18 protein-coding genes and 1 pseudogene are annotated in these 18,549 nt (G+C 33.5%); 12 read left to right on the forward strand and 7 right to left on the reverse strand.

Features of this window, described 5'->3' with window-relative positions:
- Positions 1 to 2 precede the first annotated feature (2 nt).
- From DCS95_RS15125 to purD, 9 genes are all read left to right on the forward strand, one after another.
- A complete protein-coding gene (locus DCS95_RS15125) occupies positions 3 to 554 on the forward strand; it encodes a DapH/DapD/GlmU-related protein (RefSeq protein ID WP_244178467.1) in 552 nt (183 codons plus the stop codon).
- Positions 551 to 1,630, forward strand: coding sequence for a non-hydrolyzing UDP-N-acetylglucosamine 2-epimerase (gene wecB, locus DCS95_RS15130; RefSeq protein ID WP_116771608.1), 1,080 nt, complete (start codon positions 551 to 553; stop codon positions 1,628 to 1,630). The genes DCS95_RS15125 and wecB overlap by 4 nt, the downstream gene beginning before the upstream one ends.
- Complete coding sequence (locus DCS95_RS15135; protein WP_116771609.1) at positions 1,627 to 2,763, forward strand: glycosyltransferase family protein; 1,137 nt, start codon at positions 1,627 to 1,629, stop codon at positions 2,761 to 2,763. Before wecB ends, DCS95_RS15135 begins: the two co-directional genes overlap by 4 nt.
- A complete protein-coding gene (locus DCS95_RS15140; RefSeq protein WP_116771610.1) occupies positions 2,764 to 3,876 on the forward strand; it encodes a hypothetical protein in 1,113 nt (370 codons plus the stop codon).
- 219 nt (positions 3,877 to 4,095) lie between these two features.
- Complete coding sequence (locus tag DCS95_RS15145) at positions 4,096 to 5,055, forward strand: O-antigen ligase family protein (protein WP_164674210.1); 960 nt, start codon at positions 4,096 to 4,098, stop codon at positions 5,053 to 5,055.
- Between the two features lie 15 nt (positions 5,056 to 5,070).
- Positions 5,071 to 5,778: a WecB/TagA/CpsF family glycosyltransferase gene (locus tag DCS95_RS15150; RefSeq protein WP_116771612.1), complete on the forward strand. Its 708-nt coding sequence runs from the start codon at positions 5,071 to 5,073 to the stop codon at positions 5,776 to 5,778.
- Between the two features lie 3 nt (positions 5,779 to 5,781).
- The gene (locus tag DCS95_RS15155; protein ID WP_116771613.1) at positions 5,782 to 7,134 is read left to right on the forward strand and encodes an exopolysaccharide biosynthesis polyprenyl glycosylphosphotransferase; all 1,353 of its coding nucleotides are present in this window, start codon (positions 5,782 to 5,784) and stop codon (positions 7,132 to 7,134) included.
- A gap of 8 nt (positions 7,135 to 7,142) precedes the next feature.
- Positions 7,143 to 8,120 (forward strand): UDP-glucuronic acid decarboxylase family protein, encoded by a 978-nt coding sequence (locus tag DCS95_RS15160; protein ID WP_116771614.1) that lies wholly within the window; start codon positions 7,143 to 7,145, stop codon positions 8,118 to 8,120.
- Between the two features lie 42 nt (positions 8,121 to 8,162).
- Positions 8,163 to 9,434 (forward strand): phosphoribosylamine--glycine ligase, encoded by a 1,272-nt coding sequence (gene purD, locus DCS95_RS15165; protein WP_116771615.1) that lies wholly within the window; start codon positions 8,163 to 8,165, stop codon positions 9,432 to 9,434.
- A 58-nt stretch (positions 9,435 to 9,492) separates the two neighbouring features.
- Here the strand turns inward: purD and DCS95_RS15170 are convergent, their stop codons facing one another.
- Positions 9,493 to 9,714: a DUF6341 family protein gene (locus tag DCS95_RS15170; protein WP_058104550.1), complete on the reverse strand. Its 222-nt coding sequence runs from the start codon at positions 9,712 to 9,714 to the stop codon at positions 9,493 to 9,495.
- A gap of 40 nt (positions 9,715 to 9,754) precedes the next feature.
- Between DCS95_RS15170 and DCS95_RS15175 the strand changes: the two genes are divergently transcribed.
- The 3 genes from DCS95_RS15175 to DCS95_RS15185 are packed head-to-tail and all read left to right on the forward strand — an operon-like array spanning position 9,755 to position 12,365.
- Positions 9,755 to 10,684, forward strand: a complete 930-nt coding sequence (locus DCS95_RS15175; protein WP_116771616.1) for a DUF6427 family protein — start codon at positions 9,755 to 9,757, stop codon at positions 10,682 to 10,684.
- 39 nt (positions 10,685 to 10,723) lie between these two features.
- Entirely contained in the window at positions 10,724 to 11,326 is a 603-nt protein-coding gene (locus DCS95_RS15180) for a DUF4254 domain-containing protein (RefSeq protein ID WP_116771617.1), read from the forward strand.
- Positions 11,313 to 12,365 (forward strand): glycosyltransferase family 9 protein, encoded by a 1,053-nt coding sequence (locus DCS95_RS15185; protein ID WP_341865197.1) that lies wholly within the window; start codon positions 11,313 to 11,315, stop codon positions 12,363 to 12,365. Before DCS95_RS15180 ends, DCS95_RS15185 begins: the two co-directional genes overlap by 14 nt.
- On the opposite strand, the gene DCS95_RS15190 is transcribed toward DCS95_RS15185, so the two are convergent.
- The 6 genes and pseudogenes from DCS95_RS15190 to DCS95_RS15220 all read right to left on the reverse strand — a co-directional run bounded on the left by DCS95_RS15190 (position 12,362) and on the right by DCS95_RS15220 (position 18,541).
- A complete protein-coding gene (locus DCS95_RS15190; RefSeq protein ID WP_116771619.1) occupies positions 12,362 to 12,979 on the reverse strand; it encodes a TetR/AcrR family transcriptional regulator in 618 nt (205 codons plus the stop codon). The genes DCS95_RS15185 and DCS95_RS15190 overlap by 4 nt on opposite strands.
- 250 nt (positions 12,980 to 13,229) lie before the next feature.
- Positions 13,230 to 14,285: an arsenosugar biosynthesis radical SAM (seleno)protein ArsS gene (gene arsS, locus DCS95_RS15200; protein ID WP_116771621.1), complete on the reverse strand. Its 1,056-nt coding sequence runs from the start codon at positions 14,283 to 14,285 to the stop codon at positions 13,230 to 13,232.
- Positions 14,286 to 14,504: 219 nt separating this feature from the next.
- On the reverse strand, positions 14,505 to 14,840 hold the full coding sequence (locus DCS95_RS15205) for an arsenosugar biosynthesis-associated peroxidase-like protein (protein ID WP_082642972.1): 336 nt from the start codon (positions 14,838 to 14,840) through the stop codon (positions 14,505 to 14,507).
- A 240-nt stretch (positions 14,841 to 15,080) separates the two neighbouring features.
- Positions 15,081 to 15,740, reverse strand: a pseudogene (locus tag DCS95_RS15210) (metallophosphoesterase family protein); the annotation flags it as partial.
- A complete protein-coding gene (locus DCS95_RS15215; protein ID WP_116771622.1) occupies positions 15,695 to 17,035 on the reverse strand; it encodes an SLC5/6 family protein in 1,341 nt (446 codons plus the stop codon). The pseudogene DCS95_RS15210 and the gene DCS95_RS15215, both read right to left, overlap by 46 nt.
- A gap of 81 nt (positions 17,036 to 17,116) precedes the next feature.
- A complete protein-coding gene (locus DCS95_RS15220; RefSeq protein WP_116771623.1) occupies positions 17,117 to 18,541 on the reverse strand; it encodes a SusD/RagB family nutrient-binding outer membrane lipoprotein in 1,425 nt (474 codons plus the stop codon).
- Between the last annotated feature and the right edge of the window lie 8 nt (positions 18,542 to 18,549).

An 18,549-nucleotide genomic window follows, 5' to 3' on the forward strand; every position in this document is an offset into this window, starting at 1 on the left:
TATTGAAAAAAGTCGTCATCTTCTTTGTTAGGATAATAGCTCCTTTATTTTTTAAAAAAAGGTATTTAAAAGGCAAATATTTTCATAGGGACAAAGATAATATTGGATGGATTTGGGTTGCAAAAGGTATTTGGAGACAGAAAATTTTAGGCTTTAACAGATCTGTCCCTTGGCCAATCTGTCATACTTCAATGATTTCTAATTGGGAGAATATTATATTTAATTTAGAGGATGTCAACAATTTTCAATCTCCCGGTTGTTACTTCCAAAATTTTTCTGCGAAGATTATTTTGGGACAAGGAACTTATATCGCCCCAAACGTGGGTTTAATTACGGCAAATCATGATTTAAATAATTTAGAAGAACATTCTTCTGGTAATGACATTACCATTGGAAAAAAATGTTGGATTGGTATGAATTCAGTCATCCTGCCCGGGGTTAAATTAGGTGATAATGTAATTGTTGGAGCTGGTTCTGTAGTTACAAAAAGTTTTGAGGAAAACAATATTACAATAGCAGGTGTCCCTGCAAAAATTATAAAAAAAAACCAATGAAAATATTAACAATTATCGGAGCACGCCCTCAATTTATTAAGGCTGCGACCGTTTCAAGAGTAATAGCTAATAACGATAATATAACTGAAATAATAGTACATACGGGGCAACACTTCGATAGTAATATGTCTGATGTCTTCTTCAAGGAAATGGGAATACCTGAGCCAGATTATCATTTAGGTATCGGTGGTGGAAATCACGGTAATCAAACAGGAAAAATGCTAATTGGTATTGAAGAAGTTTTATTAAAGGAAAATCCTGATTTGGTGCTCGTTTATGGGGATACGAATTCGACTTTGGCAGGAGCTCTAGCAGCCTGTAAACTCCATATTCCTATTGCACACGTTGAAGCTGGGTTACGGTCTTTTAACAAAAGAATGCCAGAGGAGATTAATAGGATATTAACCGATGGTGTATCCGATGTTTTGTTCACACCTACCGAAACGGCCAATAAAAATCTTTCTGCTGAAGGTGTTGAAGAGAAAAGAATTAATTTAGTAGGGGATGTCATGTATGACGCGGCATTATATTATGGTGACTTTGCGGAATTAAAAAGTTCTATTTTAAACGAATATGAACTAATTTCTAAGGATTTTGTGTTATGCACAATTCATAGAGCTGAGAATACTGACGACCTTAATAGGTTAAGTGACATTTTTAAAAACCTAGAGAAAGTTGCAACAAAGCATAGGTTAATACTGCCTTTACATCCAAGAACCAAGGCTGCTTTAGAGAATCTGAAATTTAATGTGTTAGCTTCCAATATAGTATTTGTAGATCCTTTAGGGTATATTGATATGGTGATGTTGGAGAAACATGCTAAACTCATAATTACCGACTCTGGTGGAGTACAAAAAGAAGCTTACTTTCATAAGGTGCCTTGTATAACACTTCGTGATGAAACAGAGTGGATAGAACTAGTACAACATGGATATAATAAACTTATTAAGAATTTTGACACTTTACTGATTGAGGTTGAATATTCACTAAAAGATGTCGTATTTGACAATCAGATGCTTTACGGTAATGGAGATGCTGCCGATAAAATTATTGAGAAATTAAGCTCTAAGATGTGAAAATAGCATATATACTACCGATAGATGTAGCCAAATACGATGGTGTTTTAAATAAAGTTACTTCGCAAGTAGAAGCATGGGAAAAACTTGGGAATGAAGTAATTGTTTATTTAATAACCCAACATTCTGATTTTGATTTGCAAAAATCTTCATTAGCACCATTGGTCGCTAAAAATGTAGTCGAATTTTATAAAGTTAGAAAATTGGGTTTCTTTCCAATAGAATTGTGCCGTGATTGGTTTGGATTGCAGAATATTTACACAGTTGTATTAAATAATGTGGAAAAATTTGCACCTGACGTTGTTTATACAAGAAGCACATTATATCAACCATTTCTCAAGAACTTAGGTAAAAAATTTAAACTAGTCCTTGAAGTAAATACAGACATGGGTTCTGAATATAGGCTTCAAGCGACACAGAGTTTAAAATATTTTTTTAGATATATTTATTTTTTAACTACCAATAGACATTTATTAAAAAAGGTATCTGGATTGGCATCAGTAACATATGATATTTCGAATTCATTTGATAAAATTCCTAAAGGTGTATTTCCTAACTCGATTAATATTTATAACTATAACATAAATATCCTAAAGAATAAAATAAAACATAGCATATTCTTTATTGGCTCTCCCGGAATGCCTTGGCATGGGGTAGATATTCTTATAGAATTGGCGGAACAGCTAAATGAGGTTGACTTTGATATTGTGGGTGTGGAAGAAAGTGATTTTCCTTATGCTCCGAAGAATGTTAAATTACATGGGTATCTTAATAAAAGAGAATATTTAGGGTTAATTGAGAAAGCTTCAGCAACCATTGCTTCTTTGGCCTTTTATAGAAATAATATGAATGAAGCATGTCCTTTAAAAGTACGTGAATATTTAGCATGTAGTAAGCCGGTTATTTTACCATATAGAGATACTGCTTTTGAACAAAAGGGATATCCAGAATGGGTTTTAAAACTACCAAATAGTCGTGAAGGTATTTTAGCTTCGACCGATGCTATAAAAACATTTCTTAACAAATGTAATAGCTTCAAAATTACCAAAGATGAAGTTGAGAAATATGTGCATGTAGACAATATTGAAAAAGACAGATTGGCTTTCTTTAAGTCAATAACAGAGGTAATATAAATGTTAAGTAAAAAACTATTTCTGGCGTTATATATCATTGCGGTATCTGCATTAATTGTGTTTACACCATTAAGAGTATATAATCAGGTTTTTGAAATCTTTTTATTAGCATTGTTTTTTTTTAACAGTGTTAGGCTTAATAAAAAAATTATTCCAATTTTTTTAGCTTCATTAATCTATGTTTTAGGTAGTTTTGTTTATGCTGTAATTATTAAAAAAAACCATGTATTAGATTTTCTATTAGTTTATAAATTTTTTATTTACGTATTATTTCTTGCTTTTTTAGTAGGGAAAAAAATACTTGAAGAGAATACATTTAGAAAACTTTATAAGTTTTTGCTATGGACATTTTTTATTAAATATTTGATCAGTGCTTTTGTGTTTAAAAATGCCAGACCCGTTCTTTTTTATGAGAACAACTATGAATTAATGTTTTTATCGCTTCTTTTCTATCTAAATTATATTCTAGTTAAGAAGGCGAATTATTGGGAACAATTTTTATTAGCATTAATTTTTGTTTTATCCGGTTCAAAATCGGCCCTTTTAATATTAGTCTTTCTTTTAGTGGTTGTTAATTATCAATTCTTTTATAAAAAGGCACATATTATAATACCTGGCATTATAAGTTTGGTGTTAATATCGCTAGGTGTTTTTAAACAACGTATGGGAGGTGAGTTTAATATAGAAAATATTGATAGGTTTAAGTTTTTAATGGTATTTGTTAGAGAGGTAAAGGAATGGTCTTTTATGGATTTTATCTTAGGAGCAGAACGAATAACACCTCTTTCGGATTACGCTTGTGGTAAGTTGGGGTATTATCAAAGTTTATTTAGTTATAGTGAAGACGGTAGTTGCTATTCTGTAATTTTTCACTCATATATATTAAGAGTGATTTTTGATCACGGAGTTTTAGGGTTATTAGCAATGATGTATATAGTCTTTAAAATGTTGATTATTTCTAACTATAGTTATAAAAATGCGTTGGTAGTTATTACGATTGGTACAATAAATGGTTTGTCTGTTTCTTCATTTAATAGTATCTATTTTGTTTTAGGACTAGTGTTTTTCTTGGTCCTTAAAAAGCCAAATCACACCAATAATATAGCTATTTAAATGAATTTGTATAAAACACTATTTCAAAAGGATAAACTTTTGTATTTCGCTACATGTTTATTTTCGTTTTCCTTGTGTTTTGAACCACATTGGAGTAGTAAGGCTTTTATTTTTCTAATTATCACATCTTTTTTAAATATTGATATAAGTATAAGCCTGGCTATAAAATCAAATTACATTAAAATTTTATTCATTCTGATTTTATATTCAACAATTAATATGGTAATAATTGGAGATGGATTTGATGACAAAAGCTATTCAATAATAGGTCTATGTATTTTGTTTTATTTGATTTTTTCTAAAAATAGTTTTAGAAAAATAAATATTAATTATATTTTATTTTCGTTTTTATTAGGAGTTTTAGTTGTAGGGTTGGTAAATATTACAAATATTGTTGGCCAATTGATGTTAGATGATTTCTCACTTTTTAATTCTTGGGAATCTTATTCCATTATAGACATCCAAAAAATTTATTATGCTTTATATCTGAACATGGCTTATGTGATATTGTTATACTTTTTACAAGAAAAGGTATTAACTATAAGGGTGTATTTGCTTTGTTTGCCGCTGGTTGGTCTCTTGCTTTTTGTAACAGGTGCGGTAAGTGGTTTTCTTGTTTTTATATTGATTAATATTCTTTTTGGTGTAAAAGTATTGTTTCCACTATATTTTGCTAAATTTTCCATCCTAGCTCTAGTTTTTCCATTAGTTTTGTTATTCTTAATGTCATTTAACAATACCCAAAGCATTTTTCAAAAACTTGATGGTGACGGATCGCGATTACGTAATTATAAAACGAATATAGGTATTATACTTGAGAAGCCTATTCTGGGTCATGGAATTGGAGTGGAAATGCGAGCAATGCAGGATGCAAGAGATATTAACTCTTGGGAACGTAAAGAGGCATATAATGCACACAATCAATATTTTGAAATATTGATTGGCGGTGGATTTGTATATCTTTTTCTATTATTGTCCTTGTTGGGGATCCTACTTTTTAATTCAATAAGATTAAATTCAAAATTTAATTGGCTTACCATTTCGTTTAATCTTATATTGTTTTATGTTTTTATTATAGAGTCGTTGCTGGTTAGGCATCATGGATTTATGTTCTTTTCCTTTTTTTTAAGTCTTCTTTGGTATTTAGAGAGTAGTAGTGCTAATTGTAATACGATATAATTATTTGGGAACCTTATGAAATCTAGTATAGATCTTTTATTTTCAAAAATCAGATTTGAGCCAGGAAGAAAAGCTAACATTACAACCTTTTTAAACCCTTATAGTTATTTATTCTTTAGAAAAAACTTGACCTTATTTAGTTCATTTGAAACTATTTATATTGACGGTATTGTCCTTGTGTATTTATTACGGTTAGCTGGGATTAAAACAGACAGAAAAAGTTTTGATATGACATCTATTGCTCCAAAGGTTTTTGATGAATGTATTTCAAAAGACAAAACAGTTTACATTATTGGTTCTAAAGAAGTTGCAATTAATAAGTTTGTGAAGATTTTATCGAATAGCTTTCCAAGATTAAATATAATTGGGCATAGGAATGGTTATTTTAATAGCGAAAGCGAAAGAGAAAAAGCTTTAATGAATATTATTAAAATAAACCCTAATGTTGTAGTGGTTGGTATGGGTACACCATATCAAGAAAAGTTTCTTGTTGACCTCAAGCAAATGGGGTGGATGGGTGATGGCTATACCTGCGGTGGATTCATCCATCAAACCACGGTTGAAATAAATTATTATCCAAAATTTTTTGATAATTTCAATTTAAGATGGGTATATCGAATCATTGACGAACCTAAATTATTTAAAAGATATTTTTTTAATTATCCTCAGTCAATTTGTTTATTTATTTTTGATTTTTTAAAATATAAAATCAGTCAAAAATAATACGTGATTTTCAAACAAGGTAGATTTTCTGGCTTCATTACACCTTTATCCTATATTTTGGATTTATTGGTAATAAATTTGTGTGCGAACTTTTTACCTATAAATTTCCAAAATCCTTATTTATTTCATTTTTATATTTCTTTTACTTGGGTAGTACTTTCATTTAAAAATGATTTTTATGTTATACACAGGTATTCAAAAGCGGTGGTTCTTTTTAGAAAATTATTTACACAATTCGTTTTCTTTTTTTTAATCCTTTATGCTTTTATAGGGTTTTTTAAACAACCTTTAATGAGCCGTTTGGCATTAGGTCAATACTTCATTCTAGTGTTTATTGGGATAAGTTTTTTAAAGATATTAAATTTTTTCCTTTTACATAAATATAGAGAAAGAGTAAATGGGAATCTTAGAAATGTTGTTGTTATTGGTAGAAGTAAGAAGTCTAATCAACTTATTGAGGTATTTAAGGAAAGGAGAGAATTTGGGTTCAATTTTGTAGCACAATTTGGTCCTAAGGACCGTGATTTTGAACTTTTGAAAAGTTTTCAATTTATAGCTAATAACAATATAGACGAAATTTATTGTTCTGTTTCTGAATTGAAGAATGAAGAATTATCAGCGTTCATTAATTTTGCAGATAATAATTTGAAAACGCTTAAGTTTTTACCTGATAACAAGAATATCTTTTCTAAAAAATTGAGATTTGAATATTATGATTACTTGCCTATTTTATCATTAAGAAATATACCGTTGCATAATTCTCTCAATGCAATATTTAAAAGAATTTTTGATATTCTTTTTTCTCTTTTTGTAATATTTGGTATACTTATTTGGCTAGGACCTTTATTGGCTTTACTTATATCCTTGGAATCTAGAGGACCCGTTTTTTTTATTCAAAAACGTACAGGATTTGATAATAATGAGTTTCAGTGCTTTAAATTTAGGTCAATGGCGGTAAACGAAAATTCTGATTTTCAACAGGCAGGTAAAAATGACATGAGGGTAACTAGAATAGGTCGTTTTATTCGAAAGACTAGTATTGATGAATTACCTCAATTCTATAATGTTCTCTTCGGAAATATGTCAGTGGTAGGTCCTAGGCCCCATATGTTGAAGCATACAGATGAATACGCCAATAGAGTAGACAAATATATGCTTAGACATTTTGTAAAGCCTGGTATAACTGGGTTGGCTCAAGTACGAGGTTATAGAGGCGAAATCGAAAGAGATAGTGATATTCAAAACAGAATAAAATTTGATATTTTTTATGTTGAAAACTGGTCCTTTTTCTTAGATTTAAAAATTATCCTTGAAACAATAGTAAATGCCTTAAAGGGAGAAGAAAAAGCCTACTAGAATTAATTATGAAAAAAATATTAATAACAGGTGCTGCTGGCTTTTTAGGTTCTCACTTATGTGATCGTTTTATTGCTGAAGGTTTCCATGTCATTGGGATGGATAATTTGATTACTGGTGACCTAAATAATATCTCGCATTTATTCCCGCTTTCTAATTTTGAATTTCATCATCATGATGTTACTAAGTTTGTTCACGTATCCGGAAAATTAGACTATATACTTCACTTTGCTTCACCTGCAAGTCCCATAGATTATTTAAAAATTCCTATTAAAACTTTGAAAGTTGGATCTTTAGGTACATTAAACTTGTTGGGTTTAGCAAAAGAAAAGGGCGCTAGAATTTTGGTAGCTTCTACCTCTGAAGTATATGGTGATCCATTGGTACACCCTCAAAATGAGGAATATTTTGGTAACGTTAACCCTATAGGTCCTCGTGGTGTATATGACGAAGCAAAACGCTTTATGGAGTCTATTACAATGGCTTATCATAAACATCACGGACTTGATACTCGTATCGTTCGTATATTTAATACCTACGGGTCTAGAATGCGTTTAAACGATGGTAGGGTTGTTCCGGCGTTTATGGGTCAGGCTCTAAGAGGAGAAGATTTAACTGTTTTTGGCAATGGTTCTCAGAGTAGATCTTTTTGTTATATTGATGATCAAGTTGAAGGAATATACCGATTATTATTTAGCGATTACACTGACCCTATTAATATTGGAAATCCACATGAGACCACTATTAAGGAATTCGCTGAGGAGATTATTGCATTGACAGGAACAAAGCAAAAGGTAATTTATAAACCGCTACCGCAAGATGATCCTACCCAACGTCAGCCAGATATTACAAAAGCAAAAGAAATTTTAGGATGGGAGCCAAAAGTACGTAGGGGGGAAGGATTAAAAATCGTATACGATTATTTCAAATCCTTGTCCACAGAAGAGCTACAGAAGAAAGAACATAGAGATTTCTCAACTAAATAAGATTAAATAAATGCAAAAGGTAATTTTGCAAAAATTGATAAAATGAATATTTTAATTCTAGGATCAGGTGGTCGTGAGCATACTTTTGCTTGGAAATTGGCTCAGAGTAAAAAACTTTCTAAACTATTTGTTGCACCGGGAAATGCCGGTACTGATAATATTGCAACGAATGTACCAATTGGTGTGAATGATTTTCAAGAAATCAAAAAATTGGTTTTAAAAGAAAACATTCAATTGGTCGTTGTCGGTCCAGAGGATCCTTTGGTAAATGGAATCCATGACTTCTTTTTAGCGGATGCTGAAATAAAGAATATAGCCGTTATCGGTCCAGAAAAATTGGCAGCGACTCTTGAAGGAAGTAAAGAGTTTGCGAAGGAATTTATGATGAGACATCAAATACCTACCGCTCAGTATAAAAGTTTTACTTCAGAAACAGTTGAAGAAGGATTCAAATTTTTAGAACAACTTAATCCGCCTTATGTTTTAAAAGCCGACGGACTTGCCGCTGGTAAAGGTGTAGTTATTTTAAATGATCTTGATGATGCCAAAAATGAACTTAAGTCTATGTTGGTCGACAAAAAGTTTGGTTCTGCTAGTGCTACCGTGGTAATAGAAGAATTTCTAGACGGAATTGAGTTAAGTGTTTTTGTACTTACAGATGGCGATTCGTATAAAGTGTTACCTACTGCAAAAGATTACAAAAGAATAGGTGAAGGCGATACCGGTCTTAATACAGGCGGTATGGGCGCAATATCCCCTGTTCCTTTCGCTAGTAAAGCTTTTATGGATAAGATAGAGCAGCGAATTGTAAAACCTACTGTAGAGGGGCTTAAAATGGATAATATGCCGTACAAGGGTTTTATCTTCATAGGACTCATAAAAGTTGGAGATGACCCTAAGGTTATTGAATACAATGTTAGAATGGGCGATCCTGAGACAGAAGTGGTATTGCCACGTATTCAAAACGATTTGGTCGATTTGCTACAAGCTGTTGCCGATCAGAAACTGGCTGAAATAGAATTGCAATTAGATGAAAGAACCGCTACAACGGTTATGACGGTTTCTGGTGGTTATCCTGGATCTTATGAAAAAGGAAAAGAAATTACCGGAATTGAATCTATTAAAGATTCTTTAGTGTTTCACGCTGGTACTACGCTTAAAGAAGGTAAGGTAGTAACTAATGGTGGTAGGGTAATGGCAATTACTTCTTTTGGTAGTGATTTTAAAACGGCACTGTCTAAATCGTACGAAAATGTAGAGAAGATTTCCTTTGAAGGAATGAATTATAGAAAAGATCTTGGATTCGATCTTTAGATAATACTATTACATCGGATTTTCGGTAATGCGATAATCCGATGTAATAAATATAAACTTATAAATACGAGTGAGAAGTACTTGACTTGTCTTCTTCACCTTTCTCATTATACTTTTTCAATTCAAGCATCCAATATACAAATGCTACTGAACCAATTAGCATAAATATCCAGTTAAGAATATTTGCTAGTGCCCAACTATCAGTAAAACGCAAAAAATCCAACGGCGCAAACAATACATTTACGAACAAATCCGCGATACCTTCAAAAAATGATTTCATCTTATTACTATATTTACCAGCAAAAATATAAAAAGCTTAGATGATTTCAAGCATTTTTGAGAAAACAAAACCGGTGAATTTCATAATTCTTCTGGTTTTTTTGTTTCTATTTTACTGGTCGGTTCAATTTTACTTATTTGATTTTGAAATAAGTGAAGTCAATATTGTGCCTTCAATTGGAATTTTATCTGTTGTTCTTTTTAGCGTTTTTGTTGTTGACTTTATTGTAAAACGTAATAAACTCACGGGCACAAATTCTTATGCAATATTGTTTTTTACGTTGCTTTTTGTGGTGTTTCCTGAAACTTTGGTGGATAATAAGGCTATTTTAACCAGTTTTTTTCTCCTTTTGGCCATGAGACGTTTATTGAGTATAAAATCTTTAAAAAACATTAAGCTAAAAATTTTTGATGCCGGACTTTGGATCTGCATTGCAAGTGTTTTTTATGAATGGGCGTTGCTATACTTGCTGTTGGTGTTTGCAGCTATTTTTATTTATGACCCAAAAAATATCAGAAACTGGTTGGTAATTTTATCTGTTGGCTTCTGTTATTTTACGATTCTATACGGTATTTTATTACTTCTTGATAAGCCCAACTTTATTCAAGAACATTACGATTTCGCAATTGATTACGACGCAATATTTCCCATTCAATGGTGGACAAGCTTAAAAATGACACTTTATGCCGTTTTAAATATGGCCATGGCTTTTTCTGCTTTTATTCACTTAAGTAAATCTGGGGTTGGTAAGGTTATAGTAATGAGGTTAACCGCATTTTCTTTTATTATTGGGCTTGTAGTCAATATTTTGGTTACTTCAGATAATAACAATGCAGTGATAATCACCTTTTTTCCTTCAGTAGTTTTCATCGTAAATTATCTTCAATCTATTAAAAAACCTAAGTTTTTAGAACTGGTAGTTATAACTAGTATCATAGTTCCTATAATTGTCTACTTGGTAAAATTATAGGTTACCGCTATAAACTTTATCTTTGTAAAAAAGGCTCTTATGTTTAGCGAATTCGCGTTTAAAATTTTTAATGACAGTATTGAAAAATATCATGTAAAGGATGATGTGTACCAAAGTTTTGAAAATCCTTATGCTAAAGAGGATATAGAACATTTATTATATCGAAAAAATTGGATCGATACTGTACAGTGGCACTATGAAGATATTATTAGAAATCCGGATATTAATCCTGATGATGCTTTGGTCTTAAAGCGAAAAATTGATGCTAGTAATCAAGATAGAACCGACTTGGTTGAATTTATCGATAGTTATTTTCTAAATAAATACCAATCGGTTGATGTTAAGCCAAGCGCCACTATTAATACCGAGAGCCCTGCTTGGGCTATTGATAGGTTATCGATTTTGGCATTAAAGATCTATCATATGAAAGAAGAAGCTACGAGGGCAGATGCAACTTTGGCACATAGAGAAAAGTGTCAAACGAAGTTGGAAGTTTTATTGGAACAAAAAAATGATCTTTCACAGGCGATAGACCAGTTACTTTTTGATATTGAAAGTGGTACCAAGTATATGAAGGTGTATAAGCAAATGAAAATGTATAATGATGAGGAACTAAACCCCATCCTTCGTGGCAATAAATAGTTCTAAACATATATTGGTCATAAGACTCTCTGCAATGGGAGATGTTGCCATGTCCATTCCAGTGATCGCAGGTATCGTTAAAAAATACCCCGATGTAAAAATCACTGTGTTAACAAAAGCTTTTACTGCTCCCATTTTCCATGATATACCTAATGTTTCTATTTTTATTGCGGATGTAAAAGGTAAGCATAAAGGCGTTTTGGGTCTTTGGAAGCTGTACAAAGAACTAAGAGCATTAAATATTGATGCTGTAGCGGATATTCATAATGTACTACGAAGTACAATTTTGAAGCAGTTTTTTAGACTGTCATTTATTCCCTTTGTACAACTTGATAAGGGTAGGGCAGAAAAGAAAGCGTTAATTGATGGCAATAGGACTGTTTTTAAGCCTCTAAAAACCACTTTTGATAGATATGCTGAAGTATTTGGTTTACTTGGCTTTCCCATTCTTAAAAGTGAAATGGTGAGTTTGGCTAAAAAATCTGCACCCAAAAGTTTTGAAGATTTAGTTCGTGATCATAATCAGCAATTGATAGGTATTGCACCTTTTGCCGCTTTTCAGGGAAAAATGTATCCTTTGCACTTAATGCAAAAAGTGGTTTCGCAACTGGTTAGTACCGAACAGTATAAAATTGTACTATTTGGAGGTGGCGATAAAGAAGTGGAGGTTTTAACAAGTTGGGAAAAGCAATTTGCTAATTGTGTCAATGCTGCGGGTAAGTTATCGTTTTCACAAGAACTTAGTTTAATTTCAAACTTGAATTTGATGCTCGCCATGGATAGCGGAAATGCACATTTGGCGGCCATGTATGCAGTGCCAACCGTAACTATTTGGGGTGTAACGCATCCGTATGCTGGTTTTGCACCTTTTAATCAGCCAGTGGGTAATGCTCTTTTATCCGACAGAAAAAAATATCCTGCTATACCAACGTCCATTTATGGTAACAAATATCCAGAAGGTTATGATAAAGTCATGGAAACTATCCACCCCGAAACCATCATTCAAAAAATAAGTGAAATTTTAAATGACGAAGTTTAAGAAGTAATTACTTTGGCTTCAATACTTTTAAAATATTGTTTTAATTGAGACATGAATCGATATTTTTTAGCAGCTGGTGCAGAACTGGTCATTAATGTTCGTACTCCGAAATATGAACTCATCAAAAATGTAGCTGCAGCTTCACAATCAACATGTCTATCGAGGTATCCATTAAATTTTCCTTTCTGTAAAGTGGTTACCAAGTTTACCTCCCAAACCGTTACAATTTCATTTAAATGCTTCATGATCACATCGTTCTTACCGTTAAATTCAGATAAGAAGTTGCTAAGAATAAATCCATAGTCCATTTCGTTATGAACAGCGGTTTCCATAGCATCGTCAAAACATTTGGTAATTAAGGTTAGAGGATTATCGTGACCTTCAATCGGTTCAATTAACATGCTGTATACCTTACGAGCCAATAAATTCTGTATAATTTGAACAAAGAAGTCCTCTTTAGACTCAAAATGATAATAGAATGCGCCTTTAGACAGGTCAAGTCTTTTTAAAATATCGTCTACGCTGGTATTATAATAACCTTGGGCATAAAACAACTCTAATCCTGTGGTCTGCATACGTTGCATGGTAGCCATGCGTTTTAAACTCTTGTTCATAATATTGAGATTTGGGTAAAACTGACCATGTGGTCTTTTTATAGAACTCCCAATTTGTATATTGCTTCAAAATTTATAGATAAGATGCATAGTTTTTCGATGAACACATCTTTTGTTGTTGAAAAACAACACTTTAGAATTGTTTTGCAGACCGCTTGGTTGGTTCCGTTTTATGAAATTGTAGTTGTTTTACCAGAAAAAACCGCTCAGTGCATACACTGAACGGTTCATTAACCATCTATAAATTTAGTTATGCAACGGTACCCTGGCAACTACTACCGGCACCTGCCGTACAGCCATAACAATGTTGAGATATAATGATGTTTCGGTCGTTCAATAAGTCCTCATTATAATCTTTAATATGTTTTACTTTGCTGGCTACTTTTAAATCTAGCATTTGGTTAAAATCACAATCATACAACCAACCATCCCAACTAATGGAAATTGTATTGGTGCACATTACATTTGCTACTGCAGACGGATTGTAAGCTTCCACTAATGCATACATGTAATCTTCGTAATTCTCCGATGCTATCAAGTAGTCCAAGAAGCGGGCAATTGGCAGATTGGTAATGGCGAAAAGGTTATGGAATTGAATATCAAAATCTTCTTTCAAGGCTTTTTTGAAATCCTTCTCCATCGCAGCCTGATCTCCCGGTAAATACGCTCCTGATGGATTATATACTAAATCCAATCGTAAATCGCTGCCTGGCATACCATAGCCTCTTTCGTTTAATTCTTGTAATGCTTTAATCGATTTGTCAAAAACTCCGTCCCCTCTTTGCTTATCAGTTTTGCCACGGGTATAGTGCGGCATTGAAGAGATAACATGTACATTATGCTTTTTAAAGAAATCTGGTAAATCGTAGTATTTCTTATTGGCACGGATGATAGTCAGGTTTGAACGAACAATAAAATCTTTAATTCCGGCTTTTGCTGCCTCTTCTACAAACCATCTAAAATCGGGGTTCATTTCTGGTGCACCACCCGTTAAATCCAATGTATGTGCGCCTGTATTTTTGATTACCTCAATACATTGCTGCATAGTTTCACGGGTCATAATCTCTTTACGATCGGGGCCAGCATCTACGTGGCAATGTTCACAAACCTGATTACACATGTAACCTACATTGATCTGTAGAATTTCAAGTTTTTTTGGGCGTAAAGGAAAATGGCCTATTTTGGCTATTTTGTCTTTAAAGTATGGAAGCTCGCCATCAGCAAATATGCCTCCGTTCAATATTTCTAACTGCTTGTTGGAAACTGCTAAATCGTTTCCTTTTGCTTTTAATGATTTTGTAGCCATTTTTTAGTTGTTCGTTGTTCGTTGTTCGTTGTTCGTTGTTCGCATTTTGTACAAATGCATTAAACTCTAACTTCACAACATTTAATTTCTTTTTTTTACATGGATATTCATAATGAATATTCCATTTGCAATATTTTTTAAACCAGCTTTAATTTCATTGTATTGATTATTGAAGAAGGCTGCTACGAACAACCATCAACCAATAACCAACAACGAAATTTACATGGACAATTTATTATATTTATTCATCATCTGTACACCATGCACCAATGTTGCGCCACCTTCAATTGCAGCACCTACATGGACAGCCTCCATCATTTCTTCTTTTGTTATTCCTTTCTGTAAGCCATCTTTGGTATAGGCATCAATACAGTAAGGGCATTTAACTACATGGGAAACTGCTAAGGCAATAAGCGACTTTTCCCTAGCACTTAGTGCGCCTTCTTCGAAAACCTTACCATAATAGTCAAAAAATTTAGTGCCTAGCTCTTCGCTCCACTCTGTAATTTTCCCGAATTTTCTTAAATCTGCTGGGTCGTAGTATGTATTAGCCATTTTTTTCTGAGTTTTAGTTTGTATTGTATTTTTTTGTTCATGATTAAAATAAATCGGAATTCCCTGACCCATTTTTTCCAGTTCAGGAAGTATTTCCATATTGTCCCAAATACCAGAGGTAAGCGTATCGCCGTATGCTTCGGGTAAATGGTTTTTGTACATTAATTTTTGTGCGGTTTCGGCATCGTATTCAAAAGAATGATGAGTATAAATTACTTCACCATTTATAATATCTAACATCATATACCAGACCCTAGGTGTGCCATCATTTGCCGGCATACCAATAACTCCAGGATTAAGCCACACCTTTTCTTTTATGATTTGATGAAATGGCAAGCCACAATGCCCCGCAATAATGATATTACTTTTAGTCTCTTTAAAACAACGTTCTTTACTTTCAGTGGCGTTAGATTTAAATATGAATTCTGAAGTGTTACCATAGTTTCCATGGACTACTGTTACTTTCTTATTGCCATAATCAAAGCTTATGTATTCAGGAATGTTTTTCATAGAATCTAAAGATTCTTTGGATAAACGACCTTTAGTATATGGAAACCACATTTTTGAAAAATCGTCGCAACGGCTTCCGCTTTTAAAATCGCACCCACAGTCTTCGCTATCATTTGCCAACTGTAATTCTACATTACCGGCAATGCTAACCGCACCCCATTTTTTAAATAGCTGTACGGTTTCTTCAGGTTGGGCACAATAGCCAGTTAAGTCTCCTGTACTTATACAATTTTCAGGTGGGATACCTGCCTCGTCAGCAATCTGGATTAATTTTTCCAATGCCTGTAGGTTGCTGTACACACCTCCAAAAAGTAACAACTTTCCGGCTTTATTGCCCATATGTTTTATTTCTTTATCCATGTAGGTATCATATAAACGATTAGGCAACATAATATGCCCCAAAAATTAATCCAAAGTAACGAGGCATATTTGCCTGTTGTAAATATTAAGTTAGACGGAAACCAGTTAAATATTAAAAGGAAACCAAAAAGTAATCCTATAAAAACACTCAAGTGAAAGCTCATTTTTGATGCATTGTCTTTCCAAAAAAGGAAAACGGGAGTTAAACCGATGACCATAGTTCCACTAATGGTCGTTGCCGATAGAATTTCGGCATCTAAAAAAACAGGAATTGTACCAACTACTGCAACCGCTACCATGGACCAACGACCAAATTTTACCGTATGACCGAGATTTAGGTCCAGTGCCAATAGTTTAGAAAACGATGAAAAGGTAGAATCTAAGGTAGATGCTGCGGAGGTAATCATTATAAAATTGATGACCAATAGAATAACGGTGCCAAAAGCCTTGCCTACCTGTACCGCTGCCTGACCTTGCATGCCTTGTGATTGTGCATAAACACCAATGATGCTAAAGAGAATGATACAAATAGCACCAAGAATACTTGCCCATAAAAAACTCTTTAATGTAACCTTGGGACTACTGATAAACCCTCTGTCTGTTAATACGGGATCATGAAAGGGATAACTGAAAGATTGTAACAAGGCAGCAAACAATAAATTTAGTCCGGTTTCAAAAGACCAAACCCCAGAATTAAGTACTTCTGTAGTATCTATTGCATTGTCATTTCCGAAAATAGTGAACAATATTACCGCTAAAAGAACAGAAAATAATCCCATTTGGACAACATCGGTAAAAATTGAGCTGCTCATACCACCTTTTAGAACATACGATAATGTGAGTCCGGTAAATATTAAAATGGACCAGTAATATGCAGTAGATCCCATATCGCCAAAATAAGATCCAATGACCATGGTATTGCTCCAGACTTCATTGAACAACCGAAATGCAATTAGAATTGAAAAAACGGTTACCGCAGTTTTGCCAAATTTTGAGGATAAGAAATGATGTATACTGGTGTATTTACCATGCAGTCTCATTTTATAGATGACGATACCTGCTACAGCAAATGACAGGTAATAACCCGCATAGGCAACGCCACCTACTATACCAAAGTCCAACCCTAAATTTGCCGCATTGGTTATACTCTTGGCGAATATCCAAGAAATGATCAAACTGCCCATTAACATAAATGCATTGGGCGCTTTCTTTTTTTGGACAGCCTTAAAAAACTGATTGGTATCTTTTGCCCATGGGGAAAGAAAGAACAGCATCAAACTAGATGCTATTACTAATCCCCATTGCCAAATTTGTACTTCAGTCATAAATTTATTTTTATTCCTAACTCCTAACTCCTAACTCCTAACTCCTAACTCCTAACTCCTAACTCCTAACTCCTAACTCCTTTACTCATCCCACCAAACTGCAACATTTATACTATTGCCTTCCGTGTTATTTAAAGCTTCGGTATAATTGGCATTATTTAAAGCTTCTTCCTCAGAAGGGTAAGGCATGCGTATGGGAATCAAATCATTGTTCAAACTAGCTGAAATTGTTTTCAATTGCGGAAAACCAGTTCTTCTATACTCTATCCAACCTTCATAGCCGTTTATGGAATTTGCGATCCATTTTTGTGTGATGATATTTTCTAAAGGATCCCCGTTGGTCAACGCAGCATCAGCTGTTAGATAATCATCAGGAAGTGCTACTTGCCAATATTCAAATGCTTGGGTTACTCCTGTGTTGTAAAGGGGTTCCGTGTCGGCGGAAATAAGCCCTTGTTGTGCAGCTTCAGCTAATAGAAAGTGAGTTTCCATGCTGGTCATAAAATTGGCATCTAAAAGCCCTGTATTATCTCTGAAAATAGTACCCAATAAAGAGTAATCAGCTAACGATACTCCCGCTGATGCATCGATTCCATTTAATAGTCCGTTATAACCGCCATCTGTACTATTGGCAAAAGGTTGGTATAATTGAGAAATACGTGGGTCATTTAAATCGGTCAAAATTTCATTCATAGTTTCAGAAAGTACATAGTTGTTAAAATCGCCGACCCTAAGTTGTGCCAACCTAAAACTATTTGGTTCGCCATCGGTAAAGTTGAAAATGGCATTTTCACTGTTTTCATCTATAAAATTTCCTTCGGCAACCAAGGTTTGTAATTGCGGTGCCACTTCAACCTTATCGGAAACTCGCATTAGATATTTAATTTTCAACGAATTTGCAAATCGTATCCATCCGTCTAAATCACCATTAAAGAGAATGTCTCCCTCTAAAGCTATGGTACCTGAATAATTCTGAATGGCTAAAATTCCTTTATCAAGATTGTCAAATATTCCTTCTTCATTCATATAAATTGACTCCTGTGTGTCATAGGACGGAGTAACAGTTTCTGTATCTCCTTGAAATGCTTCTGAATACGGGACATCACCGAATAAATCTGTTAAACCAGCTGCCATATACGCTTTCATAATTCTTGCCGGCCCTTCGTAAACGGTATACGCAGTATTCTCTTGAGACAATTTCAATATGATTTCATTATCCCTTAAGTTTTGATAGAATATAGGCCATGGGTTTCCACCAAGCTGCGGAGATTTTAAATCATGACGGTCAAATAAGTTAAAGTCTAGAGCGGTACTATATTGTCCTAATAGGTTACCTGCAGTAAAACCTTCATATGACATTTGTTCACCAAAATCATAGATAACCTGTCTTAACAATAGACTTGGTTGCACCGTAACAGGGTCATTTGTATTTGTATTAATTTCTTCAAAATCTTTTGTGCAGCCAATGACCAACAATAAGACTAAAATGCTATATATATGTTTCATTTTCTTTT

The sequence above is a fragment of the Maribacter litoralis genome, assembly GCF_003075045.1.
In the GTDB taxonomy this organism is placed as follows: domain Bacteria; phylum Bacteroidota; class Bacteroidia; order Flavobacteriales; family Flavobacteriaceae; genus Maribacter; species Maribacter litoralis.